This window comes from Siccirubricoccus sp. G192, from assembly GCF_019084075.1.
Lineage (GTDB): Bacteria > Pseudomonadota > Alphaproteobacteria > Acetobacterales > Acetobacteraceae > G192.
Window position 1 is genome coordinate 90,086 of record NZ_JAHREN010000001.1, and the last position, 26,269, is coordinate 116,354.

The 26,269-nt window shown below is 70.9% G+C and carries 21 protein-coding genes and 2 pseudogenes; 6 read left to right on the forward strand and 17 right to left on the reverse strand.

The genetic code is table 11. The features are described 5' to 3' along the window. Positions 1–210 precede the first annotated feature (210 nt). From KSF81_RS31755 to KSF81_RS00480, 5 genes and pseudogenes are all read right to left on the reverse strand, one after another. Positions 211–279, reverse strand: a pseudogene (locus KSF81_RS31755) (hypothetical protein); the annotation flags it as partial. 26 nt (positions 280–305) lie between these two features. Beyond that, positions 306–1,538, reverse strand: a pseudogene (istA, locus tag KSF81_RS00465) (IS21 family transposase); the annotation flags it as partial. A 53-nt stretch (positions 1,539–1,591) separates the two neighbouring features. Further along, positions 1,592–2,548, reverse strand: coding sequence for a transposase (locus KSF81_RS00470; protein ID WP_217377259.1), 957 nt, complete (start codon positions 2,546–2,548; stop codon positions 1,592–1,594). A 13-nt stretch (positions 2,549–2,561) separates the two neighbouring features. Further along, positions 2,562–2,888 (reverse strand): helix-turn-helix domain-containing protein, encoded by a 327-nt coding sequence (locus tag KSF81_RS00475; protein WP_217377260.1) that lies wholly within the window; start codon positions 2,886–2,888, stop codon positions 2,562–2,564. Between the two features lie 61 nt (positions 2,889–2,949). After that, the gene (locus KSF81_RS00480) at positions 2,950–3,390 is read right to left on the reverse strand and encodes an AraC family ligand binding domain-containing protein (RefSeq protein WP_217377261.1); all 441 of its coding nucleotides are present in this window, start codon (positions 3,388–3,390) and stop codon (positions 2,950–2,952) included. 225 nt (positions 3,391–3,615) lie between these two features. Between KSF81_RS00480 and KSF81_RS28760 the strand changes: the two genes are divergently transcribed. Further along, positions 3,616–6,174 carry an MFS transporter gene (locus tag KSF81_RS28760; RefSeq protein WP_254453291.1) on the forward strand — a complete coding sequence of 853 codons (2,559 nt, stop codon included), beginning with the start codon at positions 3,616–3,618 and terminating at the stop codon, positions 6,172–6,174. Positions 6,175–6,421: 247 nt separating this feature from the next. On the opposite strand, the gene KSF81_RS00490 is transcribed toward KSF81_RS28760, so the two are convergent. Beyond that, entirely contained in the window at positions 6,422–7,300 is an 879-nt protein-coding gene (locus KSF81_RS00490) for a tripartite tricarboxylate transporter substrate binding protein (protein ID WP_217377262.1), read from the reverse strand. Positions 7,301–7,750: 450 nt separating this feature from the next. Between KSF81_RS00490 and KSF81_RS00495 the strand changes: the two genes are divergently transcribed. Continuing rightward, on the forward strand, positions 7,751–9,349 hold the full coding sequence (locus KSF81_RS00495; protein ID WP_217377263.1) for an ABC transporter substrate-binding protein: 1,599 nt from the start codon (positions 7,751–7,753) through the stop codon (positions 9,347–9,349). Positions 9,350–9,423: 74 nt separating this feature from the next. On the opposite strand, the gene KSF81_RS00500 is transcribed toward KSF81_RS00495, so the two are convergent. The 11 genes from KSF81_RS00500 to KSF81_RS00550 all read right to left on the reverse strand — a co-directional run bounded on the left by KSF81_RS00500 (position 9,424) and on the right by KSF81_RS00550 (position 21,146). Next, positions 9,424–9,798 (reverse strand): cytochrome C oxidase subunit IV family protein, encoded by a 375-nt coding sequence (locus KSF81_RS00500; RefSeq protein WP_217377264.1) that lies wholly within the window; start codon positions 9,796–9,798, stop codon positions 9,424–9,426. Next, a complete protein-coding gene (locus KSF81_RS00505) occupies positions 9,795–10,436 on the reverse strand; it encodes a cytochrome c oxidase subunit 3 (protein WP_217377265.1) in 642 nt (213 codons plus the stop codon). Before KSF81_RS00505 ends, KSF81_RS00500 begins: the two co-directional genes overlap by 4 nt. Further along, entirely contained in the window at positions 10,433–12,115 is a 1,683-nt protein-coding gene (locus tag KSF81_RS00510) for a cbb3-type cytochrome c oxidase subunit I (protein ID WP_217377266.1), read from the reverse strand. The genes KSF81_RS00505 and KSF81_RS00510 overlap by 4 nt, the downstream gene beginning before the upstream one ends. Next, positions 12,112–13,053 (reverse strand): cytochrome c oxidase subunit II, encoded by a 942-nt coding sequence (gene coxB, locus KSF81_RS00515; protein ID WP_217377267.1) that lies wholly within the window; start codon positions 13,051–13,053, stop codon positions 12,112–12,114. Before coxB ends, KSF81_RS00510 begins: the two co-directional genes overlap by 4 nt. After that, a complete protein-coding gene (locus KSF81_RS00520) occupies positions 13,050–14,192 on the reverse strand; it encodes a hypothetical protein (RefSeq protein ID WP_217377268.1) in 1,143 nt (380 codons plus the stop codon). The genes coxB and KSF81_RS00520 overlap by 4 nt, the downstream gene beginning before the upstream one ends. Beyond that, positions 14,182–15,243: a hypothetical protein gene (locus KSF81_RS00525; protein WP_217377269.1), complete on the reverse strand. Its 1,062-nt coding sequence runs from the start codon at positions 15,241–15,243 to the stop codon at positions 14,182–14,184. The genes KSF81_RS00520 and KSF81_RS00525 overlap by 11 nt, the downstream gene beginning before the upstream one ends. Then, positions 15,240–15,755 (reverse strand): cytochrome c, encoded by a 516-nt coding sequence (locus KSF81_RS00530; protein ID WP_217377270.1) that lies wholly within the window; start codon positions 15,753–15,755, stop codon positions 15,240–15,242. The genes KSF81_RS00525 and KSF81_RS00530 overlap by 4 nt, the downstream gene beginning before the upstream one ends. After that, a complete protein-coding gene (locus KSF81_RS00535; RefSeq protein WP_217377271.1) occupies positions 15,755–16,276 on the reverse strand; it encodes a DUF3341 domain-containing protein in 522 nt (173 codons plus the stop codon). The genes KSF81_RS00530 and KSF81_RS00535 overlap by 1 nt, the downstream gene beginning before the upstream one ends. Beyond that, positions 16,273–17,628 carry an NrfD/PsrC family molybdoenzyme membrane anchor subunit gene (gene nrfD, locus KSF81_RS00540; protein WP_217377272.1) on the reverse strand — a complete coding sequence of 452 codons (1,356 nt, stop codon included), beginning with the start codon at positions 17,626–17,628 and terminating at the stop codon, positions 16,273–16,275. The genes KSF81_RS00535 and nrfD overlap by 4 nt, the downstream gene beginning before the upstream one ends. Next, positions 17,625–19,952, reverse strand: coding sequence for a 4Fe-4S dicluster domain-containing protein (locus tag KSF81_RS00545; protein ID WP_217377273.1), 2,328 nt, complete (start codon positions 19,950–19,952; stop codon positions 17,625–17,627). Before KSF81_RS00545 ends, nrfD begins: the two co-directional genes overlap by 4 nt. Before the next feature lie 492 nt (positions 19,953–20,444). Then, positions 20,445–21,146, reverse strand: coding sequence for a cytochrome c3 family protein (locus KSF81_RS00550; protein ID WP_309139431.1), 702 nt, complete (start codon positions 21,144–21,146; stop codon positions 20,445–20,447). Between the two features lie 153 nt (positions 21,147–21,299). Here KSF81_RS00550 and KSF81_RS00555 point away from each other — a divergent pair, with 153 nt between their 5' ends. The 4 genes from KSF81_RS00555 (at position 21,300) to KSF81_RS00570 (ending at position 26,253) form a co-directional block, all read left to right on the forward strand. Continuing rightward, positions 21,300–22,343 (forward strand): SDR family oxidoreductase, encoded by a 1,044-nt coding sequence (locus tag KSF81_RS00555; protein WP_217377274.1) that lies wholly within the window; start codon positions 21,300–21,302, stop codon positions 22,341–22,343. A gap of 233 nt (positions 22,344–22,576) precedes the next feature. Next, positions 22,577–23,215, forward strand: coding sequence for a hypothetical protein (locus KSF81_RS00560; RefSeq protein WP_217377275.1), 639 nt, complete (start codon positions 22,577–22,579; stop codon positions 23,213–23,215). Continuing rightward, positions 23,196–24,983: a thiamine pyrophosphate-requiring protein gene (locus KSF81_RS00565; protein ID WP_217377276.1), complete on the forward strand. Its 1,788-nt coding sequence runs from the start codon at positions 23,196–23,198 to the stop codon at positions 24,981–24,983. Before KSF81_RS00560 ends, KSF81_RS00565 begins: the two co-directional genes overlap by 20 nt. A 4-nt stretch (positions 24,984–24,987) precedes the next feature. Further along, the gene (locus KSF81_RS00570; RefSeq protein ID WP_217377277.1) at positions 24,988–26,253 is read left to right on the forward strand and encodes an alpha-hydroxy acid oxidase; all 1,266 of its coding nucleotides are present in this window, start codon (positions 24,988–24,990) and stop codon (positions 26,251–26,253) included. The last annotated feature ends 16 nt before the right edge of the window (positions 26,254–26,269 follow it).

Genomic DNA, 26,269 nt, shown 5'->3' on the forward strand with positions numbered 1-26,269 from the left:
CCGGAGCGCGAGGGCGCCGTTGGGGACCAGCCCGATCTTGACATAGTGCCACACGGTGATGGCGAGCTTCCGCGCCATGGCTACCCGCATGCTTCGTCGGATCCGCGGCGAGTGCCCGGCCGTCTTCTCCGCATACCAGCGTGAGAGCTGGCTGTCGGGCTGATGCTGCCGCCATCCCCAGGCTACCTCGATCAGAATACGTCGGGCCCAGCTGTTCCCAGCCTTGGAGATGCCCTGACAGCGCGTGGCCGATCCGCTGTCACTGGGACTGGGCGCCAAGCCTGGATAGGAGCCCTGATGGCGGCGGCCTCCAGCAGCTGGCGGAGGTGCTGGAAGGCCGGTGGCAAAGCCCAGCCCTGGAGGGCCGCCGCCTGGTCGAGCGCGCCCGGCTTGGTTTCGAGCAGCGCCAGGTAGTGCAGCGGGTCGTAGACGAACTCGCCGTGGCCATAGGAGCGAGCGTGGCGGGCGATCGGCGCGCCGTCGCACAGGATCACCACCGCGTCGACGAAGCCCTTCACCAGCACCGTCTGGAACCCATGCGCGGTCGGCACCGAGTAGCCATTGCCGCGATAGCGGACCAGGGCAGTGGACGACACCCGCGCGCTGATCGTCTCGCAGGGCTCCAGGGCAACACCCGGCAGGTGCTGCAGCGCCGCCAGATCCGCTGCCAGACGCGTGCCGATCGTCTCGGCATGCCGGCCCGCCCGGTCGGACTGCCGCAGCCGGCAGCGCTCCGCCAGCATGGCGTTGAGCGCCTCGTAGCTAGCGGCGATCGGCACCGGAGTGAGGAAGTTAGAGCGGGCAAACTTCACCAGCCCCTCCACCTTGCCTTTGTCGTTCCCCTTGCCGGGCCGGCCAAACCGGTCCTGGAACAGGTAATGGCTGACCAGGCCGGTGAAGGCTCGCGTCCGCTCGCGCTTGCCGTCGCCGCAGATCCTGGCCACCGCGATCTTGAGATTGTCGTAGAGGATCGACAGCGGCACGCCGCCGAAGAAGGCGAAGGACGACACGTGCCCGTCGAGGAACGCCTCGGTCGTCTCGCGCGGGTAGGCCTTCACGAAGCAGGCGTCCGACTGTGGCAGGTCCAGGCAGAAGAAATGCACCTTCTGGCGAACCCCGCCGATCACCGCCACCGCCTCACCGAAATCCACCTGGGCATGGCCGGGCGGGTGCGCCAATGGCACGAAAGTCTCCCGGCCACGCGCCCGCTGCCGTCGCACATGATCCTTCACCACCGTATAGCCGCCGCCATAGCCATGCTCGTCGCGCAGCCGCTCGAAGATCCGCTTGGCCGTATGCTGCTGCTTGGGCGGAGCCGCCCGGTCTGCCTCCAGGATCGCCTCGATCACCGGGGTCAGCGGCCCCAACTTGGGCTTGTCGGCCGGCTTGGTCCGCACATACCCCGGCGGCGCCGAGTATCGGCACATCTTGGCAACCGTGTCCCGGCTCAGCCCAAAAACCCGGGCCGCCTCCCGCCGGCTGTGACCCTCCATGAAAACAAACCGCCGGACCGCCGCGTAGGTCTCCACCACAAACATCTCCCGGCGCATCCCCTGATCCCTCAGGGCATCCGCCTACCACTGGCCGGGTTTTACACCGCCCGCAGCCGCATCATGCCGCCGCTCCAGTGGCCGACTTTCTCTCCGCCGCGCACAGCCCAGGTCGCCTGGTTCGCAAAGACGCGCTGCGGATGGCCTTCCAGGCGGGCGATCACCGGCCCGGCCAGGGCGCGCTCGCGCATGTAGGCCAGCGCCTCGGCGTTCACCACGTAGTCGCCGTGCCCGGCCCGCAGCAGCTCCAGGAAGTTCAGCCGGCTCTTGCTGGCCGTGGTGCCGAACCAGGCGAAGTGGGCGTTGCCGATCTGCGTACAGGCGCCGTTCACCGCCCGGTGCCGCGCGCCCGTATCGTCAACCGTGATCCAGGCCGCGCTCGCCAGTCCGGCTCGCAGCACCTCCTGGCTCTCGTCCAGGAACGGCTGCTGACCGGCGATCAGCAGGCGCATGACCTGCCGTTTGGAGATGGCGATCCCAACCGCCCACAGCTGCGCCACCAGCCGCGGCACGGTGGTCTGCCCCTGATGGTACTGGGCGAGCACGTAGCGCCGGAGTTCGGGGCCGAAATGGCCATCCACCCCGCCCGGCAAGCGCGCAACGACCAGCCGCCCCTCCGGCGTCAGCCAGCGCTCGCGCCGGTAGCACACCGCCTCCGTCCGCATGATGAGGTCCTGCACCAGGAAGTCCTGGTAGCCCTGGAACCGCGAGCCGGGCGGCACCGTGGCCCGCAGCACCCGCGCCTCCACCGCCACCCGCGGCACCACCTTGCCGCGGCCACGACGGTCGGGGCGCTCGCGCGGCGGCGTCGGCTCGCTCGCCTGCTCCATCCCGCTCGGCTTGATCGCGGGCCGACCCTTCAGTCCCTTGAGGCGGGCGATCTCCTCGCGCTGCGCCGCCACAATCCGCTCGAGCTCCGCCACCTCGCCGAGCAGGGCGCTGACCAGCGCCTTCAGCTCGGCCGGCGACAGCGTGTCAGGATCGGCAGGCGGGACCATGCTCCCGAGGGAATCAGACCAGCCGACACCTGGGAAGGGCAAACCGCACCCTCGCAACAGGTTTTGCCCCACTTACACGGTCATCCGGTAACCTCGTGCGGACACTCAGATTCGCCGAACGTCCGCGCATATAGGCCTGGGGACCGCAGCCCATTTCGGTGCGGAACGCATACACGAAGGCTGAGGTCGAGCCGTAGCCGAGCTCCATGGCCGTCTGCGTCACACTCAGGCTGCCGCCCAGCAGCTCGATGGCCTTGAACAGCCGCAGGCGGCGGCGCCAGGAGCGCAGGCTCATGCCCAGTTCCGCCTCGAAACGGCGCGCCAGGGTCCGCCCCGACATCCCGAGTTCCTGGCCCCATTCCTCCGGCCCGCGGGCATCGGATGGGTCGGCGTAGAGGGCCTCACAGAGTTTCGCCAGGGCGCCTGTGCGCGGCCAGGGGAGGGCGCCCGGGAGGGGCTGCGCGCGCCGGAGTTGGTCGAGGATCAGACGCGTGACGCGGCCGGCGTAGCCGTCGCGGTCCCCCCTGGGCTTCGATCTCGGCCACCTCGATGATGAGGGCCTGCAACAGTGGCGTTACAGCGAAGACGGTCGGGCTTTCCGGGAGACCTTGGCCGGCCTCGTCGGCGATCCAGAGGCTGCGGAACTCCGCCCCGAGCAGCGTGCCCACCCGGTGCCGCAGGCCGGTCGGCAGCCACACGGCCTGCTCCGGCGAGATCACGAAGGAGCGCCTTTCGACGGCCACGGTGAGCACCCCGGAGATCGCATAGACCACCTGGTGCCAGCGGTGCGCGTGCTCCGGGAAATAGTGGCGCGCGGGGATGGACTGCGCGCGAATGGTCATCGGCCTGGGGGGAGACAGTCCGGGTGGTGCTGCGATGGTCTCCCAATCCATGGCCAGCCTCTAGTTTGGCTGATATTATACATGGATTGTCAGGCCGTCGAAAGACAGCCATCGGGAGAGGGGTTACTCTCGGCTTTGGGTGGCGCACTGCCTTTGCCAGTTGGCCGGATCAGCCGGGGGCCACCGCCCCAGAGCCCGCACCAATCCTAGAACGAGGAAACCACCATGGCCTGCCCCGACCGCCGCGGCCTGCCACTCTCGACCACCTCCGACCTCGCGGCCGAGCGCTACCGGGAGGGGGTAGACCTGCTGCTTTCGGCTTGGCCAGGCGCAGCGGAAGCTCTCGACGAGGCGATCGCCGCCGATCCGGACTTCGCCCTCGCCCAGGCCGCGCGTGCCCGCCTGCATGCGATCCGTGCCGAGCCGGCCGAAGCCCGGGCGCGGATCGCAACCGCCGCGGGGGCCGTCGCCCGCAATGGGACGGAGCGCGAGCGCAGCCATGTCGAGATCCTCTCCCTGGCCATCCATGGCAAGTCGGCGAAGGCGCTGGAGCGCGCGCTCGCCCATCTCGAAACCCGGCCCCGCGACGTGCTGATTCTCTCGCTGCCCCTCGGCGCCTTCGGGCTCTTTGCCTTCTCCGGCATGGCGGACCACGATCAGGCACGCGTGGATCTGTGCGAGCGCCACGCCCGGCATTTCGACACCGACGACTGGTGGTTCCTGACCTATCGCGGCTGGTCGCATACCGAGAACGGCGCAGTGGCGCGGGGCCGGGCGCTGACGCAGCGCGGCCACGAGCTGCGCAATGCCAATGCCAACGCCGTGCATGCCCTCGCGCATGCCATGTTCGAGGGCGGCTCGGGCGCGGAGGCGGAACGGCTGATCGGCGGCTGGCTGCCGGGCTATGACCGCAGCGGCCCGCTGCATGGCCACATCGCCTGGCATTCGGCGCTCGTCGCGCTGGAGCGCGGCGACACGGCGGAGGCGCTGGCGCTCTACGCGGCGCATGTGCAGCCCTCGGCCTCGGCGGCGCTGCCGATCAACGTGGTGAGCGATACCGCCTCCTTCCTGTGGCGGCTGCAGGCCTACGGCCATGCCGTGCCGGCGGGGCTCTGGGAGGCGGCGGCGGCCTATGCCGCGCCGGTCTATCCCAAGGCCGGCTTGGCCTTCGCCGATATCCACATGGCCCTGCTCGAGGCGGCGGCCGGCAACAGGGAGGCGGTGGAGCGCCGTGCCGCCGCGCTGACGGCCCTCGTCGAGGCCGGGACCATGGCCACCGGACCGGTGGTGCCCGCGATCTGCCGCGCCGCCCTCGCCTTCGCGGAGGGGGAATTATGCCGGCTGCGCGCGCCTGCTCGAACCCGTGGCGGTGGAGGCGGTGCGCATCGGCGGCAGCGGCGCCCAGCGCAAGATCGTCGAGGACATGCTCCTCCTCGCCCTGATGCGCAGCGGCGCGGCCGGGAAGGCGCGCGCGCTGCTCGACCTACGCCTGCACCGCCGGCCCTCGCCGCGCGACGCCGCCTGGCGCGGCCAACTCACAGCTTGAGAAACGCGACCATGTCCCATGCCGAAACCGCCCCGGCCGTGCTCCCCGCCGCGGCCCAGCCCCGATACGCCTCGGGCAATATCGCACGGCTCGCCATCGCGCAGGCGCTGGCCGGCGCGAATTCGACGGTCGTCTACGCGACGGGCGCCATCGTCGGCAACATGCTCGCACCCGACAAGGCGCTGGCGACGCTGCCCATCTCCATCTTCGTGGTCGGCATGGCGGCCTGCACGCTGCCGGCCGGTGCCATCGCGCGGCGCCACGGCCGCCGCGCCGCCTTCCTGGCCGGGACGGGGTGCGGGGTGCTGGTCGGGCTGCTCGCGGCCCTCGCGGTGGTGCTGGGGTCCTTCTGGCTGTTCTGCCTGGCCACCTTCTTCGGCGGCGCCTATGCAGCGGTGGTGCTGTCCTTCCGCTTCGCGGCAGCGGATGGCGTGCCGGCCGCGCGGCGCCCGCGCGCGCTCTCGCTGGTCATGGCGGGCGGCGTCTTCGCCGGGGTGATCGGCCCGCAGCTGGTCACCCACACCATGGATTTGTGGCCGCCCTACCTGTTCGCGGCCACCTTCCTGGCGCAGGCCGGCGTGGCGGCGCTCTGCGCCCTCGTGCTGCTCGGCGTCCGGCTGCCCATGCTGTCGGCCGCCGAGATGGCCGGCGGGCGGCGGCTTGCCGTCATCGCGCGCCAGCCGCGCTTCGTCACCGCGGTGATCTGCGGCGTCGTCTCCTACCTGCTGATGAACTTCCTGATGACCGCCGCGCCGCTGGCGATGCGGCTCTGCGGCCTGTCACAGGAATCGGCCAATCTTGGCCTGCAATGGCATGTCATCGCGATGTATGCGCCGAGCTTCTTCACCGGCCGGCTGATTACCCGCTTCGGCGCGCCGCGCGTGGTGGCCGCCGGCCTGATGCTGATCGGCACTGCCGCCGTGGCTGGGCTGCTGGGGCAGGGGGTCGCGCATTTCTGGTGGAGCCTGATCCTGCTCGGCCTCGGCTGGAACTTCGGCTTCGTGGGCGCCTCGGCGCTGGTGCTGGAATGCCATCGGCCGGAGGAGCGGACGCGGGTGCAGTCGCTCAACGACTTCATCATCTTCGGCATGATGGCGCTGGGCTCCTTCGCCTCGGGCGGGCTGCTGACCGCCTATGGCTGGGACACGGTGCTCTGGGTCTCCTTCGCCCCGCTCGCGCTCGCCGTCGCGGCGCTGGCGGCCGGCGCGGCCCTCCGGCCCGGCCGCGTGGCGAGCTGACCCGCACGGCCTGCGGTCGCCGGCACCCGGTACCGACGACCGGTTCACCTTCGCCCCGCCGGGCACCTACGGCTACTTCCGCTCCCTGCACCCGCGCATGCAGGAGATGGTGGCCGTGCAATGACCGCAGTTCCTTGCTTGTGGACGCGAGGTGCGTAGCGCCGCGGAGCGGATGGCTGGGTGGGTTGCACGGTGCCGCCTGGCGCAGCCGCGGTCCTCCCGGACCGAAGCCGCGCCGTTGCGGTGGTCAGTCGATCCGCGCTCCGGATGCCCGGACCAGCTGCGCGAAGAGCGCCGCCTGCTCGGTGCGGAAGGCGGCGAGGTCCTCGGGGCTGGTCCACCAGGTCGTGCCCCCGTTCTCCGCAAACCGCCGGATCAGCTCCGGGTCCTGCAGCGCCCGCCTGGTGAGGGCCGAGAGCCGCTGCACCACCGGCCGTGGCAAACCTGCCGGCCCGACGAGGCTGCCCCAGGAGGTGATCTCGAAGCCAGGGTAGAATTCCGTCATGGCCGGGACGCCGGGCAGGGCCTCGTTGCGCTCGGCACCCGTCACCGCCAGCGCCCGCACCTTGCCGTCGCGGACGGCGCCTATCGCGGTCGGGACGTTGTCGAACATCATCTGAACCCGCCCGCCCATCAGGTCCACCATCGCCGGTGCGCCGCCCCGGTAGGGCACATGGATGATGTCGAGCCCCGCCTTCTGCTTGAACAGCTCCATCGTCAGGTGCGGGGTGGTGCCGGAGCCGCCCGATCCATAGACGTATTTCCCGGGATTGGCCTTCACCAGCGCCACCAGTTCCGGCACGCTCCGCACCGGCAGGGCCAGGTTGCAGAACAGCAGGTTCGGCACCTGCCAGATGCCCGAGATAAAGGTGAAGTCCTTTGCGGGATCGTATGGCAGGCTTGGATAGAGGGACGGCGCGACGGAGAGCGACGCGACGCTGCCCAGCCCGACCGTGTAGCCGTCCGGCGCCGCATGCGCGATTGCGGCCTGGCCGACCGTGCCGCCGGCGCCGGCACGGTTCTCGACGATGAATTGCTGCCCGGCCAATTCGCTCATCTTCGAGCAGTAGAGCCGCGACATGACATCGGTCGCGCCGCCCGGCGCAAAGAGATTGATGTAGCGCACCGGCTGGGCGGGCCAATCCGTGTCGGCTCCGTATGCCGCCCTGGTGCCCGCCGCCGCAAGCCCCGATGCGGCCAATGCGAACGCAGCCCGCCGCCGCAGCGGGCGGGTGCCCAACCTCCCATGATCCATTTTTGCCTCCCAGTCCGCCCGGCTCGTGTCTCGGCCGGATCTGCCGAGGCTTATAGGCCCGGGCCGGAAGCGGATGCGGACACAGCCGCGTGCTTCGCCCCGTCGCGCAACCTACCAGGAAGTGAACCCGCTCGCGGCCGGCCGCACGGCAAGGTGGGGCCGCGGGCCGGGAGACCCGCGCCGGTGCAATTCGCCCATTCGGCCAAACCCGCAACAAGCCTGCCGCGGCGAAGCGCTGGTCCGCGCCAAGCCCAGGGCATCCGGGTGCGGAGCCGCAGAGCGGGTTGCATCGAAGCAAGGCGCAGGGAGGCGCAACGGGACATGAACAGGACATGGCAGGCCGCGGCCCTGGCCACCGCGACGGCCTTGACGGCCCCGGTGGCGGCGACTTCGCAGGATCTGACGATGGCGGTCGGCGCCGTCGTCGGCTCGCTCGACCCGCATTTCTACAATGTCGGGCCGAACAACGCGATGGCGAGCATGCTGTTCAGCCGCATGCTGGAGACGGACACCCAGGCGCGGGTGGGGCCTGGCCTGCTCGAGAGCTGGCGCCTGCTCGCCGACGACACCTGGGAATTCAAGCTGCGGCCAGGCGTGCGCTTCCACAATGGCGCCGGATTCACCGCCGAGGATATCGCCTTCACCGTGGCGCGCCTCCCGACCATCGTGAACAGCCCGGGCTCCTTCACCACCTATACCCGCTCGATCCAGGCCGTGGAGGTGGTGGACCCCTTGACCATCCGCATCCGCACCAAGGGCCCCTATCCGGCGCTCCTGGTCGACCTCGCGCGGCTGCCGGTGGTGGACCGGGAGACGCACCAGAACGCCACGACCGATGACTTCAATGCCGGGCGCGCCGCGATCGGCACGGGTCCCTTTCGCCTCGTCGAGCACCGCCCGGGCGACCGCATCCTCCTCGGGCGCAACGAGGAATACTGGGGCGAGAAGCCTGCCTGGCGGCGCGTGGACTATCGCATGGTCACCAATGATGCCTCGCGCACGGCCGCCCTGCTGGCCGGCGATGCCGATTTCATCGACCAGGTGCCCACCAGCGATGTCGCCCGGCTGCGCCATGACCAGCGGGTGGTGATCTCGGAGGTCGACAGCCTCCGGAACATGTTCATCGTCTACGACCATTCGCGCGACGGCGCATCGCCCTTCATCACGGACAATGAGGGCCGGCCACTGGAGCGGAATCCGCTCCGGGATCTGCGCGTACGGCGGGCGCTGTCACTGGCGATCGACCGGCAGGCGATCGTCGAGCGGGTGATGGAGGGTGTCGCTGCGCCGACCATGCAGTTCGTGCCGCCGGGGGTCTACGGCTATGTGCCGGACCTGCAACCGCCGCGCCCCGACCCGGAGGCGGCGCGCCGGCTGCTGGCCGAGGCGGGCTTCCCGGACGGCTTCCGCCTGACGCTGCACGGTTCGAACGACCGCTACCCGAATGATGGGCGCACCATCCAGGCGGTCGGCCAGATGTGGGCGCGCGTCGGGGTTCGCACCCAGGTCGAAGCGGTCCCCTTCAGCAGCTTCATCGGCAAGGCCAGCCGGCAGGAATACTCGGTCTGGCTGGCTTCCTGGGGCAGTTCCACCGGCGAGACCTCGGCGGCGATGCGCTCGGTGCTGGCGACCTATGACCGGCAGCGGGGCCTCGGCGCGGTCAACCGGGGCCGGTACTCCAACCCCGAATTCGACCAGCGCCTGCTTGTGGCGATGCGGGAGATGGATGACGAGCGGCGCGAGCGGCAGTTGCAGGACGCGATGCGCTTCGTGATGGCCGATGAGCCGATCACGCCGCTGCACATGCTGAAGAATGTCTGGGCGATGCGCCGCGGGCTGACGCATGCCGCGCGTGCCGACGAACTGACCCGGGCCCAGGACGTCCATCCGGCGGCCACGGGCACGGCTCCGGCACGCTGAGGGGGGGCGCTGCAAGCCGGTGCCGAAAGCCCGGCCGGAGGTGGCCGGGGCCGGGCCGGCTTCGGCGCCGCCCATCAGAAGGCCCGCTGCCCCGTTGCCTGCTGCGGCGCCGTGACCTGCGGCGTCACCGTGCCGGGCTGGGTCGGGGCGGCGCGTGTCAGCACATCGGCGAAGGTCAGGGTGAACAGGAAGGCCATGAAGACCAGCGCCGCGGAGGCGGCGAGGCGCAGCAGCGGATTCGGCCGCCGCAACTGCATGAAGAACAGCACCACCAGCGTCGCCTTGGCCACCGCGATGGCGAGCGAGAGCACGAGGTTGAATCGGCCGAGCGGGAGATAGGCCCCGGCAGCCGTGCCGGCGAGCAGCGCCATCAGCCCCACCCAGACCGGCAGGATGCGGTGCCAGATCGCGCCCGCATTCCGCGGCAGGTTCTCGCCGAGCCCGGTCACGATCGCCCCATCAGGTAGAGCAGCGGGTAGAGGAAGATCCAGACCAGGTCCACGAAATGCCAGTAGAGGCCCGCGCCCTCGAAAGCGGGGCTCGGCAGTGGCCGGCTGCCGTGCCAAGCCTGGATCAGCAGCGTGACTGTGATGCCGATGCCGATCGAGAGATGCAGCGCATGCACCCCCGTCAGCAGCCAGTAGAAAGCGAAGAAGAGCTGCGCCGGCGGCATGTCCAGCCTGAATCCCGCGCCGGGGATGAGGTGCTTGTGGATGTCCTCGCGGTACTCGAACCCCTTCACGACGAGGAAGGCGAGCCCCAGCGCCGCCGTCGCGGCGAGGCAGGTCAGGGTGAGGCGGCGCAGCCTGGCGCGCGCGCCCTCCGCCGCCGCGGCCATGGTCAGGCTGCTGGTCAGCAGCAGCGCGGTATTGACGGTTCCATAGACGATGTCCGTCTCGCGCCCGGCCGCCGCGAAGGCCTCCGGCCAGAGGCTGCGGTAGGCGGCATAGGCCAGCAGCGGCCCCGCGAAGAACATCGCCTCGCTGGCAACGAAGACCCAGGTGCCGAAGGAGACGGCTTCCCGCTCCCGCCGCAGGCTGCGCCAGGGCTTCTGCAGCGTGGCCTCGCGGGCGGCGGCGCCGCTCATGCCTGCCCTCCTTGCGGGCGATGCGGCTCGCGCTCCATCGAGGGCGGTCCGGTATGCGCGGGGTGGTAGTCATAGGGCCCGCGATCCACCGCGGGCGATACCAGGAAGTTCTCCCGGGGCGGCGGCGAGGAGGTCTGCCACTCCAGCCCCGTGGCGTCCCAGGGATTGGCGGAGGCCCGGCGGCCCCAAACCAGCGACCAGGCGAAATAGCCCATCGGCAGCAGATAGGCCGCGGCCAGGATGACCGCGCCGGCCGAGGCCAGCACATGCCAGACCTGGAACTCCTCGGGATAGACATGATAGCGCCGCGGCATGCCGAGGAAGCCCATGATGAACATGGGGAAGAAGGTGAAGCCGAAGCCGAAGAACATCATGACCGCCGCGAAGCGCGCCCAGCCCTCCGGATAGAGCCGCCCGGTCATCTTCGGCCACCAGAAGGTGAGGCCGCCATAGAAGGCGGAAACTGCGCCGCCCACCATGATGTAGTGGAAATGCGCGACGACGAAATAGGTGTCCGTCACGTGCACGTCCACCGGGACGGAGGCGAGGAAAAGCCCCGTCAGCCCGCCAATGGTGAAGAGCCCGATGAAGCCGAGCGCGTAGATCATCGGCGCGTCGAAGACGATCTGACCGCGGTAGAGCGTGGCGGTCCAATTGAAGACCTTGATCGCCGAGGGCACGGCGACGACGAAGGAGAGCAGCGAGAAGGCGAGGCTGGCGAAGACCGACTGGCCGGAGACGAACATGTGGTGGCCCCAGACCAGGAAGCCCACCAGGGAGATCCAGAGGATCGCATAGACCATGAAGCTGTAGCCGAAGACCCGCCGCCGCGCGTAGCAGGTGACGAGTTCCGAGATCACGCCGAAGGAGGGCAGGATCATGATGTAGACGGCGGGATGGCTGTAGAACCAGAAGAGGTGCTGGAACAGGACGGGGTCGCCGCCGCGCAGCGGGTCGAAGATGGGTATCCCGAAGGCGCGCTCGGCGAAGATCAGCAGCAGCACCATCGCCAGCACGGGCGTGGCCAGCACCATCACGACGCTGGTGGCATAGAGCGCCCAGACGAAGAGCGGCAGGCGGAACCAGGTGAGGCCCGGCGCCCGCAGCAGATGCGTGGTGACGATGAAATTCACGGCCGAGGCGATGGTGGAGAAACCGGCGACGAAGACCGCCGTGGCCGCGGCCAGCACATGCCCATTGGCGAAGGCGGTGGATAGCGGCGTGTAGAAGGTCCAGCCGGTATCGACCCCGCCCGCCAGCAGCGTATAGGCGGCCAGCGCGCCCGCGGCGATGAAGATGTACCAGCTGATCAGGTTCAGCCTCGGGAAGGCGAGGTCCCTGGCGCCGATCATCAGCGGCAGCAGGAAATTGCCGAGGATGACCGGGATGGAGGGGATCAGGAAGAACCACACCATGATCACGCCATGGAAGGTGAAGGCGCGGTTGTAGGCATCGGCCGAGAGCAGGTCGGCCTGCGGCGTGAAGAGCTCGATCCGCATCGCCACCGCGCCGGCGCCGCCGACGAAGAAGAAGACGGTGATCGCCGCCATGTAGAGCAGGGCGATGCGCTTGTGGTCCGTGGTCAGCAGCCAGGAGGCGAGGCCCGTCTCCACTGTCAGGTAGCTGTCCGCGCGCGACGGCCTGTCCGGGACGGCACGTTCCGCCGTGATGCCGCTCATCGCGCCGCCTCCCCGCGCAGGGACTGGACATAGGCGACCAGGCGCTGCAGGTCGCCCTGGTCCACGAGACCCTCGAAGGAGGGCATGATGGGCTCGAAGCCCGCCACCACATCGCGCTTCGGCTGCAGGATGGAATCGCGGATATAGGCCTCGTCGGCCCGTATCGTGCGCCCATCGGCCAGGTGCACCATGCGCCCATACGCGCCGGCCAGCAGCGGCGCATGCACCGCCGAGGCCGGCGCGTGGCAGCCGGAGCAGCCGAGTGCGGTGAAGAGCCTGGCACCCTCCTCCGCCAGGTTCTCCTCCTGCGGCTGGGCCGCGGCCCAGCGCGCGTAGTCCTCCGGCTGCATCACCGTGACGGTGCCGCCCATGCGGGCATGGTCGGTGCCGCAGAATTCGGCGCAGAACAGCCGGTACTCGCCCGGCTCGGTCGCGCGGAACCACATCTCGGTGAAGCGTCCGGGGATGACATCCTGCTTCAGCCGGAAGGCCGGGACGAAGAAGCTGTGGATCACGTCCTGCGAGGTCATGACGAGCCGCACCGCCTCCCCGCGCGGGACGTGCAGCGCATTGATCTCCCGCGCGCCATTCGGGTGGCGCGCCTTCCACATCCACTGCTTGGCGGCGACATGGATCTCGAGTGCGCCGGCAGGCGGGTCCTTGGCCCGCAACTGCGTCGCCCCGGCCCACCAGAAGAGGAACAGCGCGAGGAAGAGCGTGCCGGTGGTCCAGCCGATCTCCACATCACGGCGGAGGAACCCCGGCAACAGCCCACGCGGAGCCGATGACCCACGGCGGTAGCGCAGGCAGAAGACCAGCAGCAGGCCAGCGACGAGCAGCAGGATCGCGCCCGAGATCACCAGCAGGCCGATGAACAGCAGGTCGACGCGCGCCGCCTGCTCCGAGGCCGCCTGCGGCCAGAGCGAAAAGCGGTTCATGGCGGGCTCACCCCCTGGCGCTCCCGCCGCCGCAACAGCAGGAGGCCGCCGCCGAGCAGCGCTAGGGTCGCCGCGCCCCCGGCGGCCAGCGCCCCGCGCAGCGCCCCTCCGCGGCCGGAGGCGGCGGCCTCGCAGAGCAGTTGCACGCGCGCGAGCAGGCCCGGGGCCGCTTCTGACGCTGCGCCGCGCAATGCCGCCCGCAAGTCCTCGGGCGCCGCGCCGAGCGCGGGCAGCGTCGCCGCCAGGCGGCCGTCGCCGCGCAGGACGAACAGCGCCAGCGGATGGTCGAAGCCCTCCCCGCGCCGGCGGGCGCGATAGCCGAGGGCGCGCATCGAAGCCTCGACCACCGGCGCCTCCGCGACCAGGAATTGAGCGGTGGCGGCAAGCGCGGTTCCCTCTCCGAGCCAGGCGCGCCGCATCGCCGCGGCCTTCCCGGGGCCGTCGCGAGGATCGAGGCCGAGCACGACGAGGCGGTAGTCCCCGCCCGGCCTGAGCCCCGTCTCCGGCAGCATGGCGGCGGCAAGGCCGAGCGCGGTGCCGCACAGCGCCGCGCAATCATAATCCGCGAAGGCGAAGACCGCGGGCAGGCCATCCAGCACCTCGCCCATGCCCTGGACGCGGCCCGCCGCATCGCGGACCACCAGGCCCGGCGGCAGCCGCGCATCGGGCGGCGGCGCCAGCCCCGGCTCCTCCTCGGCCCGGAGGGGCGCGGCCGGCAGCATGGCCAGCAGTGCCAGCAGCCCGCGGCGCGTCATCGGCGCGGATCCGGGATGCGGGGGGGGATCGAGCGGCTCATAGGCGGCCGCGCCGCGTGCGGCGATCATCGCCATGGCCCGGTCGACCGGAATGCGCACCAGCCCCTTCTCGCGATCCGCCCAGGCATAGCCATCGAGCCGCGCGCGTTGCGCCACCAGGTAGTCGCGCAGGTCGCCCGCCGGGTCGCTCTGCAGTTGTGGCGGCGCAAAGGCGGCAGGCGGGGCGACGCCACGGCCCTGAATGCCTGCGATGCTCTCGAACAGCCAGACGGCTCCGAGCGTCGCGCCGACAAGGCCGAGCGTGCCGAGGCCGACGCCGACGACCAGCCAGGGGCGGAGGGTGAGCGGCTCACGGCGTTCCTCCAGCATCGTCTCACGCGCCATGCGGCACCTCGTGCGCCAGCCGGGCGGCGAAGGGGCCGCCGGCGAGGCCCGTCCAGATCCCGCCGATGGCCACGGTCCCGAGCGCGGCGGAGAGCAGCGCCCAGGGCCCGAAGGACGGGCCGACCAGCCAGGCGGTGTGCAGCAGCACGCCGACCAGCACCCCACCGCCGATCCAGGCGAGCGCGCGCGGGCTGCGCCGCACGACCGTCGGCAGCAGCGCGGCTATGGGGAGCACGGCCGAGAGCGCGACCGAGACGCCCTCCAGCAGGATCCAGGGCAGGGCCTCGCGCTTCAGGAACCATGCCGCCTTGTCCGGCAGGTTGCCGTACCAGGCGACGAGGAACTGCGCGAAGCCGAGATAGATCGCGCCCAGCGCCGCCGCCATCATCAGCCGCGCGAGGTCGCCTGCCTTGCCGCGGAAACCCTGCGGCTCCGGCTCCAGCACCGCTGCCCAGGCGAGCGCCGCGAGCAACTGGGAGAGGCCGAGCGCCGCGCCGAAGACGGTGGAACGGAAGTGCGGCTCGAGCGACAGCACCCAGTCCACGCCGATCATGGTGACGGCAACCGCGTGGAAGATCAGCGCCGGGGCACCCACCGCCGGCCGCCTCGCGCCGCCGCCGACCAGCAGCAGGCCGAACACGGACCAGCCGGCGAGCGCCACCGTCCCGCGCAGGGCGAAGCCGGGCAGGTTGAGGTACCAGTGCACCACCGAGGCGTGCCTCACCACGGAAGGGTCCGACACCCAGGGCCAGACCGCCGCGGCGCCAAGCAGCAGGGGCAGCGCCAGCAACGCGAAGACCGGCAGCGTCGCGACGGCGGGCGCCAGCACCGGGAAGAGCGGTGCGAGCCAGAGGCCGCCGGTCAGCGCATGCACCGCGAGCAGGGCATAGGCGCCGAGCGCGATGCCAAGCCAGAAAACCAGGCCCGCGAGCCAGCCCGTCAGCGCAAGCCCGGGTGCGGCAAGGCCCCAGAGCAGCAGCAGGAGCGCGGCGGCCATGCCCGCCAGGAACAGCCGCCCGGCATGGGCGCGGAGCCAGTCCGGCGCGCTCATGGCAGCCTCTCCCGCGCATCGGGAATAGATGCCAGCTCGACACCGCGCGAGAGTTGCAGCGCGCGGATATAGGCGATGATGGCCCAGCGATCCGCGGGCTCCACCCGGGCCGCATAGCCGTACATCACGCCGTAGCCGCGGGTGATGACGCCGAAGATGTAGCCGGCCGGCGCGGCGCGGAGCCGGGCCGTGTGGTAGCTCGGCGGATGGGGGAAGCCGCGGCGGGGGATCATGCCGTCGCCATCGCCGGCCGGGCCGTGGCAGGGCGCGCAGTAGATGCCGAAGCGTTCCTGCCCGCGCGCGAGCAGCGCCGGCGTGACCTCGGGCGGCTCGGCCGCCGCGGCCTCCCGCGCCAGATCGCCACGGGCGACCACGCCCATCGGCAGCGGCCGCGCCGAGGCGCCATCGGCCCAGAGCGGCGCCGGTTCGTAGGTGTCGTAGCGGCGCTGCTGCGTCATTTCCTGCTTGCAGGCGGCGAGCGCCAGCAGCGCAAGGAGGAGGCCGGCCCGCATCACCCGACCTCGCGGATCGAGAGCGGGCCGAGGCCATCGAGCGCCGCCGCGAGCCGCACCGCATCCACTTCCGGGTCGGCGACGGCAAGAAAGAAGCGGTCCTGGCTTGCGCGGTCGAAACCCTGCGCCGCGAAGGCCGGGTGGTGCAGCCGCGGCAGGCCGGTGGAGATGAGGAAGGCGACGATGCCGGTGAGGGTCGCGCCAAGGACCGTTGCCTCGAAGGTCGGTATCAGGAAGACCGGCCAGCTATTCAGCGGCCGGCCGCCGGAATTGACGGGGTAGTCCAGCACCGCGCTGTACCACTGGAGCCAGTAGACGAAGGCGCCGCTCAGCACGCCGCCGATCAGCATGGCGAGCCGGATGCGGGTCGGCCCCAGGCCGAGTGCCTCGGTCAGCCCCTCGATGGCGAAGGGGACATGCGCGTCGAGCCCTTGCCAGCCCGCATCCCGCGCCCGCCGGGCAGCGTCCAGCAGCGTTTCCGGATCGCGGAATTCGGCCAGCAGCACGCGCCCCTCGCTCATCCCCGCGCCTCCTTCTCCTGGTGCAGGCGCTTGTTCAGGTCGTGCATGGCGACCGAAGGGACGAGCCGCACGAAGCAGAAGAAGAGGAAGGCGAAGAGGCCGATGGAGCAGCCGAGCGTCGCCCAGTCCCAGAAGGTCGGATAGAAGACGTGCCGCATGCTCGGCAGATGGGTATGCGAGAGCGTGTTCCAGATGATCAGGATACGCTCCAGCCACATCCCGATGTTGATGACGATGCTGACGACGAAGGCAACGGCGATGTTCCGCCGCATGCGGCCCAGCCAGAGGATCTGCGGCACCAGCACGTTGCAGAAGAGCATCACGTAGTACAAAGGCGCATAGTCGCCGGTGAACAGGTATGCCAGGTGCTCATACTCGATCCGGTCGCCGCCGTACCAGGTGGTGAACCACTCCGTCAGGTAGGAGATGCCCATGGCGACGGAGCCGGCGAGCACGATCTTGCCCATGCCGTCGAAGTGCCGCTCGGTGATCACCGCCTGCAGGCCGAGGCCCCGCCGCACCAGGACGGCGAGCGTGACCACCATGGCGAAGCCGGAGAACATGGCGCCGACGACGAAATAGGGCGGGAAGATCGTCTCCTGCCAGCCCGGCATCAGGCTGGCGGCAAAATCCATGCCGACGACGCTGTGCACGGAGACGACGAGCGGCACCGCGAGCCCGGCCATCGCCCGGTAGAGCGCGTCGTGCCGTTGCCAGTGCCGCGCCGAGCCGCGCCAGCCGAGCGAGAACGCGCCATAGGCGTAGCGCGCGATCCGGCCACGCGCCCGGTCCCGCATGGTGGCGAGGTCCGGGATCAGCCCCCAGTACCAGAAGAGGATGGAGAAGATGATATAGGTGGAGATGGCCGCGAAGTCCCAGACCAGGGCGCTGCGCCACTGCGGCCAGACCTCCATGGTATTGGGGTAGGGGACCAGCCAGTAGAACCGGTAGGGCCGCCCCAGATGCATGATGGGAAAGAGCCCGGCGATGGTGGCGGCGAAGAGCGTCATCGCCTCGGCAAAGCGGTTGATGGAGGCGCGCCAGTTCTGCCGCGTGATGAGCAGCAGCGCCGAGATCAGCGTGCCGGCATGGCCGATGCCGAGCCACCAGACGAAATTGGCGATGGCGAAGCCCCAGACCACCGGCGTGTTGATGCCCCAGATCCCCACCCCCTCGATGAAGAGCCAGGCGAGGCAGACGGCGAAGCCGAGGGTGAGCAGCAGGGTGGCGCCGAAGCCGATCCACCAGCGGCGCCCGGGGCGGCGCTCCAGCACGGGGTCGGCGACCCGGCCGATCATCCCGGCATAGCTGGCCTCCGGGGGCAGCGTCGGCTTGTCGGCCGTTGCGCTCATCCGCCGCCCTCCTCCAGCGCGGGGTTCGGGTTCCGCACCCGCTTGAGATAGGTGGTGCGCGGCCTTGTCCCGAGATGGCCGAGCAGGGCGTAGTGATGCGGCTCCCGCCGCAGGCGCGAGGGTTCGGACCCCGGCTTGTTCAGGTCGCCGAAGCGGATCGCCTGGGTCGGGCAGGCGGCCTGGCAGGCGGTGACCACCTCACCCTCGGCAATACTGCGCTTCTCCTTCTCGGCGGTCCGGCGCGCGGCGCTGATGCGTTGCACGCAATAGGTGCACTTCTCCATCACGCCGCGGGCGCGAACGGTGACCTCCGGGTTGCGCTGCGCGGCAATCACCGGTGCGCCCTGGTTCCTGTACTCCTGCCCGTCGGCATAGCCGAAGAAGTTGAAACGCCGCACCTTGTAGGGGCAGTTGGACTGGCAGAAGCGCGTGCCGATGCAGCGGTTGTAGACCTGCACGTTCAACCCCTCATGGTCATGGACCGAGGCGGCGACGGGGCAGACCGGCTCGCAGGGCGCCTTCTCGCAATGCATGCAGGGCACGGGCTGGAAGCCCGGGCGCATCTCCCCGCCGGCCTCCTGGACATAGGTGTCAATGCGCAGCCAGTGCATGTCCCGGCCCCGTTCCACCTCCTCGGGACCGACAACGGGGATGTTGTTCTCGGACTGGCAGGCGAGGACGCAGGCGTTGCAGCCGATGCAGAGCGAGGTGTCGATCACCATCGCCCAGGCATAGCCCTCGTATGGGAAGTCCGGGTAGAAGCCCGGTGGATCCAGTTCATGTGCCGGCGAAGTCCCCGCATCGTGCAGCGCCTCCCCGAGCGGGACGAGGGGCAGCAGCTCACGCGCCTCGCCCTCCAGCTTCTGGTGTTCCTGCGCCAACACCGGTGGTGCGCGGCGGCCGAGTTTCGCGAGTCCCGCATCCGCCACCGTCCAGAGCGCGTCTGTCCGCCGCAGCGCATAGGCATTGGCGCCGAGGCCGCTGCCGATGGCGCCGGCCCTCTCCCGCCCATAGCCGAGGCTGAGCACGACAACGCCGGGCGCGATGCCCTCCTGAGGCAGGACCGGCGCCTCGATGCTCCGCCCGCCCGCTTCCAGCCGCACCAGGTCGCCCTGCCGCAGGCCGCGCCGCGCCGCCTCCTCCGGCCCCATCAGCGCGGCATTGCCCCAGACCTGGCGCGTCAGCGGCCGCGGGCATTCCTGCAGCCAGGCATTGTTGGCGAAGCTGCCGTCCCAGGCCGAGGCGTCGGGGCGCAGCACGAGCGCGAGGCCGCCCGAAGGCGTGGCGGGCGGCAGTTCCGGCAGCCGCGGCTCCGGCGGATCGAGGCGCGGTGTGGCGCTATCCGGCACCACGCCGTCATGCACGGTGCGGCGCCACCAGGTCTCGAATTCGGCCGGTGCGCGGCTTGCGCGCCAGGTCTCGCGCACCGCGTCATGGCCGGCGAGGTCGAGTTGCCCGACCAGCAGGCCGAGCAGCGCCGCGCTCGACCGCGTGGCATAGAGCGGCCGGATCAGCGGCTGGATGATGGCGGCCGTGCCGTCCCGGGACCGCAGGTCGCCCCAGTCCTCCAGCGGATGCGGCGCGGGCAGGTGCCACGCGCAGAGCGCCGCCGTCTCATCCGGATGCAGCCCGTGGTGCAGGGCGAAGGGGACCTGCCGCAGCGCCTCGGCGAAGCCGAGATCGGCCGGCGCGTCATAGGCCGGGTTGGCGCCGAGAATCAGCAGCGTGTCCGCCTGCCCCGTCCGCATCGCCGCCACGAGATCCGCGAGCGAGGCCGGCCCGCCCTGCTCCGGCGGCCAGACGGGCGCGATGGCCTCGGCCGGCGCCGCGAGCCGCGCATTCATCCAATGCGCCAAAGCATGCAGCTCCGGCGCCAGGGCCTCGCCGGCCAGCACCAGTGCCGTGCCGCGATGCGCCAGCAGGTCCGCCGCGACGGCCCGCAGGAAGCGCACCCGCTCCTCCGGCAGGTCGGGCCGCGGCAGCGGCGCACCGAGCTCGGCGGCGAGCCAAGCGGCGATGTCGCGGAATTCGCCGGGATGCACCGGCCGGTGGTGGTCGGCATTCGCGCCGGTCAGCGACATCACCGGCTCGAGGACGTAGAGCCGGAGGAAGCGCGCCGCCCCCGCCCGGGCCTGCCGCTGCGCTGCGAAGGCGCGGCCGTTGCGGATCTGGTCCGGGCCAGGCCCGAGCGGATCGGCATCGAGGCACAGCACCACCTCGGCGCGGTCGAACCGGGGCAGCAGATCGAGCGCCCGGCCGAAGGCGAGCGCCGCCCCGCGCCGCGCATTCTCCTCGCCGATCGGCGCGTGCGCGTGCCAGGCCATGCGCGGGTAGCGCTCCCGCGCCGCGCCGATCAGGCGCAGCAGCGTGGGCGAGGTGATCGGGCCGGTGAGCAGCCGCAGCCCTTCCCCCCCGTGCCCGCAGCGCGTCGAGGCGCGGCAGGAAGGCGGCCAGGAAACCCTCCCAGGTCGCCGCCCGGCCTGCCTGGCGCGGGCTGCGCGAACGGTCGGGGTCGTAGAGTTGCATGACCTCCGCCTCGGCGAAGGCGTCGGTCGCGCCGAGGCTCGCCGGATGCGCCGGATTGCCCTCGACCTTGGTGGGCCGGCCCTCGAAGGAGGTGCAGAGGACGCCACGCGCATAGCCGTTCAGCGGCAGGGCCGAGGCGAAGCGCAGCGGCAGCCCGGGCACCAGGTTCTCCGGCTGCTCGACATAGGGGAGGATCTCCTCCTCTGGCGGCGAGCAGCCCACCAGCGTCCCGGACATCGCCGCGGCGATGAGGCCGAGCGCTGCCTGGCGGCGGGAGAGAGGATCGCCGCTCACCGGTGACACACCGAGCAGTCGGTCAAATGCTCGGTCCGGATCAGGTAGTGGCGGATCAACTCGGCCCCGCGCGCCTCCTGGTCCGGCGGCGGCGACCAGTGGCCGGCATAGATCTCGCCCTCCGGCCGCAGATGCGCCTGCGGATGGGTGTGGCAGTCCAGGCACCAGCCCATGGTGAGCGGTGCCGCCTGGCGCATCAGCGGCATGGTGTCCACCGGCCCATGGCAGGTGGTGCAGCCGACGCCTTTCGCCACATGGATGCTGTGGTCGAAATAGACGTAGTCCGGCAGTTCGTTCACCCGCCGCCAGCGGATCGGCCTGCCCTCCGCCAGGCTGCGCCGCACCGGCTCCAGCACCGCGGCATTGGTCCAGAGCTGGGAATGGCAGGTCATGCAGGTATGGGTCGGCGGCAGGCCGGCGAAGCGCGAGTGCTCGACCGAGGTATGGCAGTAGCGACACTCGATCCCGAGGCCCCCGACATGGTGCTCGTGGCTGAAGGGCACCGGCTGCTCGGGCGTGATGGTCTGGCCCGTGACATAGGGCATGTATTGCACCGCCATCAGCAGCCCCAGGAGCCCGAGCGGCACCGCAACCAGGGAGACGAGGACGAGGCGCGCCAGAAGCGTCGCCCAGCGCGGAAAAAGCTGCGCTTCCGCGTCATCCCGCGGCAGGCGGGAGCCATCCGGTTCATCGAGCACCGTTCATCTGCCCTGTCCCCGAGCTGAAGGGGACGGTCCGTCCGGCATTGGCCGCCCGATCCGCCAACGCGGGCGCCCCATCCTGGTTCGTTCGCGCCGGCAACCCGCTCCGCACGCCGCGTGTTCGGTCCTTTGGCAAGGCAGGAGGCGTTCATGGAGCGTGGATCCCGGTCGTTGGCGGCGCAGGGTGCCGTGGTCGTCACGGGCGCCTCGGCCGGCGTGGGGCGCGCCACGGCGCTGGCCTTTGCCCGCCGCGGGGCGCGGGTCGCACTGGTCGCGCGGGGGACGGAGGGGCTGGAAGCGGCGCGGCGCGAGGCCGAGGCGGCCGGGGCTCCGCGGGCCATCGCCGTGCCGGCGGATACGGCCGATGCGGCGGCGGTCTTCGCCGCGGCGGACCGCGCCGCGGCGGAACTCGGCGGCATCGGCACCTGGGTGAACTGCGCGATGGCGACGGTCTTCGCGCCGGTCGAGGCGATGGTGCCTGAGGAATTCCGCCGGGTCACCGAGGTGACCTATCTCGGCTATGTCCACGGCACGCTCGCCGCGCTGCGCCACATGCGGCCGCGGGATGCCGGCACGATCGTGCAGGTCGGCTCCGCCCTCGCCTATCGCGCCATCCCGCTGCAATCGGCCTATTGCGCGGCGAAATTCGCGATCCGCGGATTCACGGATTCGCTGCGATGCGGATTGCGGCATGGGGGCAGCCGCATCCGCCTGACCATGGTGCAGCTTCCCGCGGTGAACACGCCGCAATTCGACTGGGCGCGCAGCCATATGCCGCGCCGCGCCCAGCCCGTGCCGCCCATCCACCAGCCGGAGCCGGTGGCGGAGCGCATCGTCCAGGCCGCGCTTTCGGCGCCGCGGGAGCTCTGGGTGGGTCGGGCCTCCGTGCAGGCGATCCTTGGCACGATGGTGGCGCCGGGCCTGCTGGACCGGCTGCTCGCCCGCCGCGGCTATGACGGGCAGATGACGGCGGAGCCCGAGCCGCCCGGCCAGCCGGACAACCTGATGGCGCCGCTGCCCGGGGACCATGGGACGCATGGCCGCTTCGACGCGCGGGCGCGCGACCGGGTCGGCGCCGTCGATCCGGCCTGGCTGCGCGGCGCTGCGGGCCTCGCGCTCGGGTTGCTGCTGCCGCTTGCCTGGCGCGGCCTTTCCCCGCCCGAGCACCCCTGGCCCCGCCAGCCGCGCCATTGACGATGCCGCTGCGCATCGGCGGGCACGGCAGGTGCGGGCTTTGTCGGAACCCCCGCGGCCGGCGCAAGGCCCATGGGCAATGGTTCGCGCATTAGCGCCGCATCGGCATTTCGAGCAGAATTCCCGCAGTCATCCAGCAATGGATTTAGTTTGTGTGCTGGCGGGCCCCACCCAAGATTCCCCGCCGAACGCACACTTCGCGTGTCGGCCCGGCAATCGGCGGAGGCAGGGTGATGGCCAGCACTGAAGGCATGCATCGCCAGGACGGAGCCGTCGAGGCGCCACCAGGAATGGTGGCACCGCGGGAAGGTCGCGATACCCTCCGCCCCACCGCCTTATCCGCTGCCTTCCCGCACGAGCCTGCCTCCGCCGCCCCAGTTTGTTTGGGCAATGACGAGATCCGTGCGCTGCTGGACGAATTGCTGGCGGCGGGATGGGCTGGCACCAGGCTGGAGCGGGCCTGGCTCTCGGCGATGGTGTGGCGGCATGTCGGGCATCTGGACGCGGCATCGGGCCGCAGACGGAGCGCTGCCTCGGGCATGGCCGTGGCGCCGCAGGACGCGCCGGCACCATCCGATGCCGAACTGGAGCGGCTGGCGCGCAGGCTGCGCGAGGCGCTGCCCCGCCTGCGGGACGAGGCGTTGCGATACGACCTCGGCGAGATCCTCCGCATGCTGGGGCGCGACCTGCGCCGGCACGCGGCGCCGGGCGCTGTCGCCCGGGAGGGCCGCGGGTTGGCAAGCTTTAACCAGGCGCGGTTGCAACCTGGCGAATCGCGGCGTGTTGCTCCCGCCAGTGCCGGCCGCGAGCCGGAGCCCGGCCTGCGGACCGGGCCGCGAGAGGAGGCAGGGCATGGCGAAGACAGTCGGTGACTTCCTGTGGCAGCGGCTGCACGACTGGGGCGTCAGGCGCGTCTTCGGCTACCCGGGCGATGGCATCAACGGGCTGATCGGCGCGCTCGACCGGGCCGATGGCGCGATCGACTTCGTCCAGGTGCGGCATGAGGAGATGGCCGCCTTCATGGCCGGCGCCCATGCGAAATTCACCGGCGAGGTCGGCGTCTGTCTTGCCACGTCCGGCCCGGGCGCCATCCACCTGCTGAACGGCCTTTATGACGCGCGGCTGGACCATCAACCGGTACTCGCCATCGTCGGGCAGCAGGCGCGCTCCGCGCTGGGCGGGCACTACCAGCAGGAGGTGGACCTTACCACCCTGTTCAAGGACGTGGCCGGCGCCTTCGTGCAGCAGGCCAGCGTCCCGGCGCAGATCCGCCACCTGGTGGACCGGGCCATGCGCATCGCCAAGGCCGGGCGCAAGGTGACCTGCATCATTATTCCGAACGACATGCAGGAGCTGGACGCGGTGGAGACGCCGCCGCGCGAGCACGGCACCATCCATTCCGGCCTCGGCTACCAGGCCCCGCGCGTCATGCCGACCGAGGACCAGTTGCGCCGCGCCGCCGACGCGCTGAATGCCGGCAGCAAGGTGGCGATGCTGGTCGGTGCCGGCGCGATGCATGCGACCGACGAGGTGATCGAGGTGGCGGAACGGCTCGGCGCCGGCATCGCCAAGGCGCTGCTCGGCAAGGCGGCGGTGCCGGATGACCTGCCCTTCGTCACCGGCTCCATCGGCCTGCTCGGCACCAAGCCGAGCTACGACATGATGATGGAATGCGACACGCTGCTGATGGTGGGCAGCGGCTTCCCCTATTCGGAATTCCTGCCGAAGGAGGGCCAGGCCCGCGGCGTGCAGATCGACCTGGAGCCGGGCATGCTCAGCCTGCGCTACCCGATGGAGGTCAACCTGGTCGGCGACAGCGCGGCCACGCTGCGGGCGCTGCTACCCATGCTGGACCGCAAGGGCGACCGTTCCTGGCGGGAAGGGATCGAGAGCGGGATCCAGGACTGGTGGAAGGTGCTGGAAGCCCGCGCCATGGACGCTGCCGAGCCGCTGAACCCGCAGCGTATCTTCTGGGAGCTTTCGCCGCGCCTGCCCGACCGCTGCATCATCGCCGGCGACAGCGGCTCCCACACCAACTGGTACGCGCGCGACGTGAAGCTGCGGCGCGGCATGATGGCCTCGCTGTCCGGCGGCCTCGCCACCATGGGCTCCGGCATGCCCTATGCGGTGGGCGCGAAATTCGCGCATCCCGACCGGCCCGTGTTGGCCATCTGCGGCGACGGCGCCTTCCAGATGAACGGCATGAACGAGATGATCACCGTCCATAAATACTGGAAGCGCTGGTCGGACCCGCGCTTCGTGGTGCTGGTGCTGAACAACCGCGACCTGAACCAGGTGACCTGGGAGCAGCGGGCGATGGCGGGCGATCCCAAATTCGAGGGCTCGCAGCAGCTCCCGAACGTCCCCTATCACAAATACGCGGAGCTGCTGGGCTTCAAGGGCATCTTCGTGGACAATCCGGACCGCGTCGGCCCCGCCTGGGACGAGGCCTTCGCCTCCGACCGGCCTGTCCTGGTGGAATTCTACGCCGACCCTAACGTGCCGCCACTGCCACCGCACATCACGCTGAAGCAGGCCCGCGCCTTCGTCTCCAGCATGTTCGGCGAACCGGAGCTCGGCAGCGTGCTGAAGAACACCGCGAAGGAGGTGCTGAGCACAGTGCTGCCCGGGCGGAGCTGACGCCATGCGCGCCGAGGCCCCGATGCCCGGCAATGCTGCCAGCCTGGCCAAGTCCGGGGCTGCCCCGGCGTCCAGCCCTGCCCAGCTCGATGCCACGCCCGCACGGCATCTCTATGCCGGCCACGATCCCGCGCGGGCGGTCACGGTCGAGGATCTCAGGGCGATGGCGCATAGCATCCTGCCGGCCTTCGCCCTCGGCTATCTCGAAGGCGGCGCCGAGGAGGAGCAGACCCTGGCGCGGAACCTGGCGGCGCTGGCGGCTTGGCGCTTCCTGCCCCGCGCCCTGGTGGATGTCTCGCAGCGCAGCCTGGCGACCACGCTGTTCGGCCGCCCCATGCCACTGCCCCTGGTGATCGCGCCCACCGGGCTGAACGGGTTGTTCCGCGCCGGCGCCGACCGGATGCTGGCCGAGGCCGCCGCCGAGGCGGGCATTCCCTTCACCCAGAGTACCATGTCCAACATGGCGATGGAGGATGTCGCCGCAGGCCTCGACCTGCGGCACTGGTGGCAGCTCTACGTCTTCGGATGGCCTTCGGTGACGGAACAGCTGATCGCCCGGGCGGAGCGGGCGGGCTGCGAGGCGCTGGTGGTGACGATCGACGCGCAAATCTTCGGCGACCGCGCCTGGTCCGGGCGGCACTTCACCAGGCCGGGGCACCTCACCTGGGGCTCAATCCTCGGCGCCGGGCTGCACCCGCGCTGGCTGGCCGCGACCATGCTGCGCCGCCGAGGCATGCCCGTTTTCGAGAACATCATCGAGTTCGTTCCCAGGGAGCATCGCGGCTTCTACGACAGCGCCTTCTGGGTGCGGGGGCAGATGGACAAGGGGCTCGACTGGGACAAGATCGCGCGCATCCGCGCGCTCTGGCCGCGCAAGCTGCTGGTCAAGGGCTTGCTGCGCCCCGCGGATGTGGCGCGGGCGGCGGAGGCCGGAGCCGATGGCGTCGTGCTCTCCAACCATGGCGGGCGGCAGCTCGACAGCACCGTCTCGGGCCTCGACAGCCTGCCCGAGGCCCGCCGCCTGGTGGGCGACGGGCTGACGATCCTGGTGGATGGCGGCATCCGCCATGGCTCGGATGTGCTGAAGGCGCTGGCGCTCGGGGCGGATGCGGTGCAGATCGGCCGCGCCACGCTCTACGGCGTCGCCGCGGCCGGGCGGGCCGGTGCGGCACGGACCATCGCAATCCTGCGCGAGGAGATGGACCGCACCCTCGGCCTGCTGGGCGTCACCTCAGTCCGTGATCTCAGCCCGGATGTGCTGACGCGCTGAATGTCCCGGTGACACG

Excerpts from the sequence above, each read along its gene's own strand:
- KSF81_RS00470 (WP_217377259.1), bottom strand. The coding sequence starts at position 2,548 with ATGGTCCCGCCTGCCGATCCTGACACGCTGTCGCCGGCCGAGCTGAAG.
- KSF81_RS00475 (WP_217377260.1), bottom strand. The coding sequence starts at position 2,888 with ATGTCGGGGCGGACCCTGGCGCGCCGTTTCGAGGCGGAACTGGGCATG.
- KSF81_RS00480 (WP_217377261.1), bottom strand. The coding sequence starts at position 3,390 with ATGACCATTCGCGCGCAGTCCATCCCCGCGCGCCACTATTTCCCGGAG.
- KSF81_RS28760 (WP_254453291.1), top strand. The coding sequence starts at position 3,616 with ATGGCCTGCCCCGACCGCCGCGGCCTGCCACTCTCGACCACCTCCGAC.
- KSF81_RS00495 (WP_217377263.1), top strand. The coding sequence starts at position 7,751 with ATGAACAGGACATGGCAGGCCGCGGCCCTGGCCACCGCGACGGCCTTG.
- KSF81_RS00505 (WP_217377265.1), bottom strand. The coding sequence starts at position 10,436 with ATGAGCGGCGCCGCCGCCCGCGAGGCCACGCTGCAGAAGCCCTGGCGC.
- KSF81_RS00510 (WP_217377266.1), bottom strand. The coding sequence starts at position 12,115 with ATGAGCGGCATCACGGCGGAACGTGCCGTCCCGGACAGGCCGTCGCGC.
- coxB (WP_217377267.1), bottom strand. The coding sequence starts at position 13,053 with ATGAACCGCTTTTCGCTCTGGCCGCAGGCGGCCTCGGAGCAGGCGGCG.
- KSF81_RS00520 (WP_217377268.1), bottom strand. The coding sequence starts at position 14,192 with ATGGCGCGTGAGACGATGCTGGAGGAACGCCGTGAGCCGCTCACCCTC.
- KSF81_RS00525 (WP_217377269.1), bottom strand. The coding sequence starts at position 15,243 with ATGAGCGCGCCGGACTGGCTCCGCGCCCATGCCGGGCGGCTGTTCCTG.
- KSF81_RS00530 (WP_217377270.1), bottom strand. The coding sequence starts at position 15,755 with ATGCGGGCCGGCCTCCTCCTTGCGCTGCTGGCGCTCGCCGCCTGCAAG.
- KSF81_RS00535 (WP_217377271.1), bottom strand. The coding sequence starts at position 16,276 with ATGAGCGAGGGGCGCGTGCTGCTGGCCGAATTCCGCGATCCGGAAACG.
- nrfD (WP_217377272.1), bottom strand. The coding sequence starts at position 17,628 with ATGAGCGCAACGGCCGACAAGCCGACGCTGCCCCCGGAGGCCAGCTAT.
- KSF81_RS00545 (WP_217377273.1), bottom strand. The coding sequence starts at position 19,952 with ATGGCCTGGCACGCGCACGCGCCGATCGGCGAGGAGAATGCGCGGCGC.
- KSF81_RS00555 (WP_217377274.1), top strand. The coding sequence starts at position 21,300 with ATGGAGCGTGGATCCCGGTCGTTGGCGGCGCAGGGTGCCGTGGTCGTC.
- KSF81_RS00560 (WP_217377275.1), top strand. The coding sequence starts at position 22,577 with ATGGCCAGCACTGAAGGCATGCATCGCCAGGACGGAGCCGTCGAGGCG.
- KSF81_RS00565 (WP_217377276.1), top strand. The coding sequence starts at position 23,196 with ATGGCGAAGACAGTCGGTGACTTCCTGTGGCAGCGGCTGCACGACTGG.
- KSF81_RS00570 (WP_217377277.1), top strand. The coding sequence starts at position 24,988 with ATGCGCGCCGAGGCCCCGATGCCCGGCAATGCTGCCAGCCTGGCCAAG.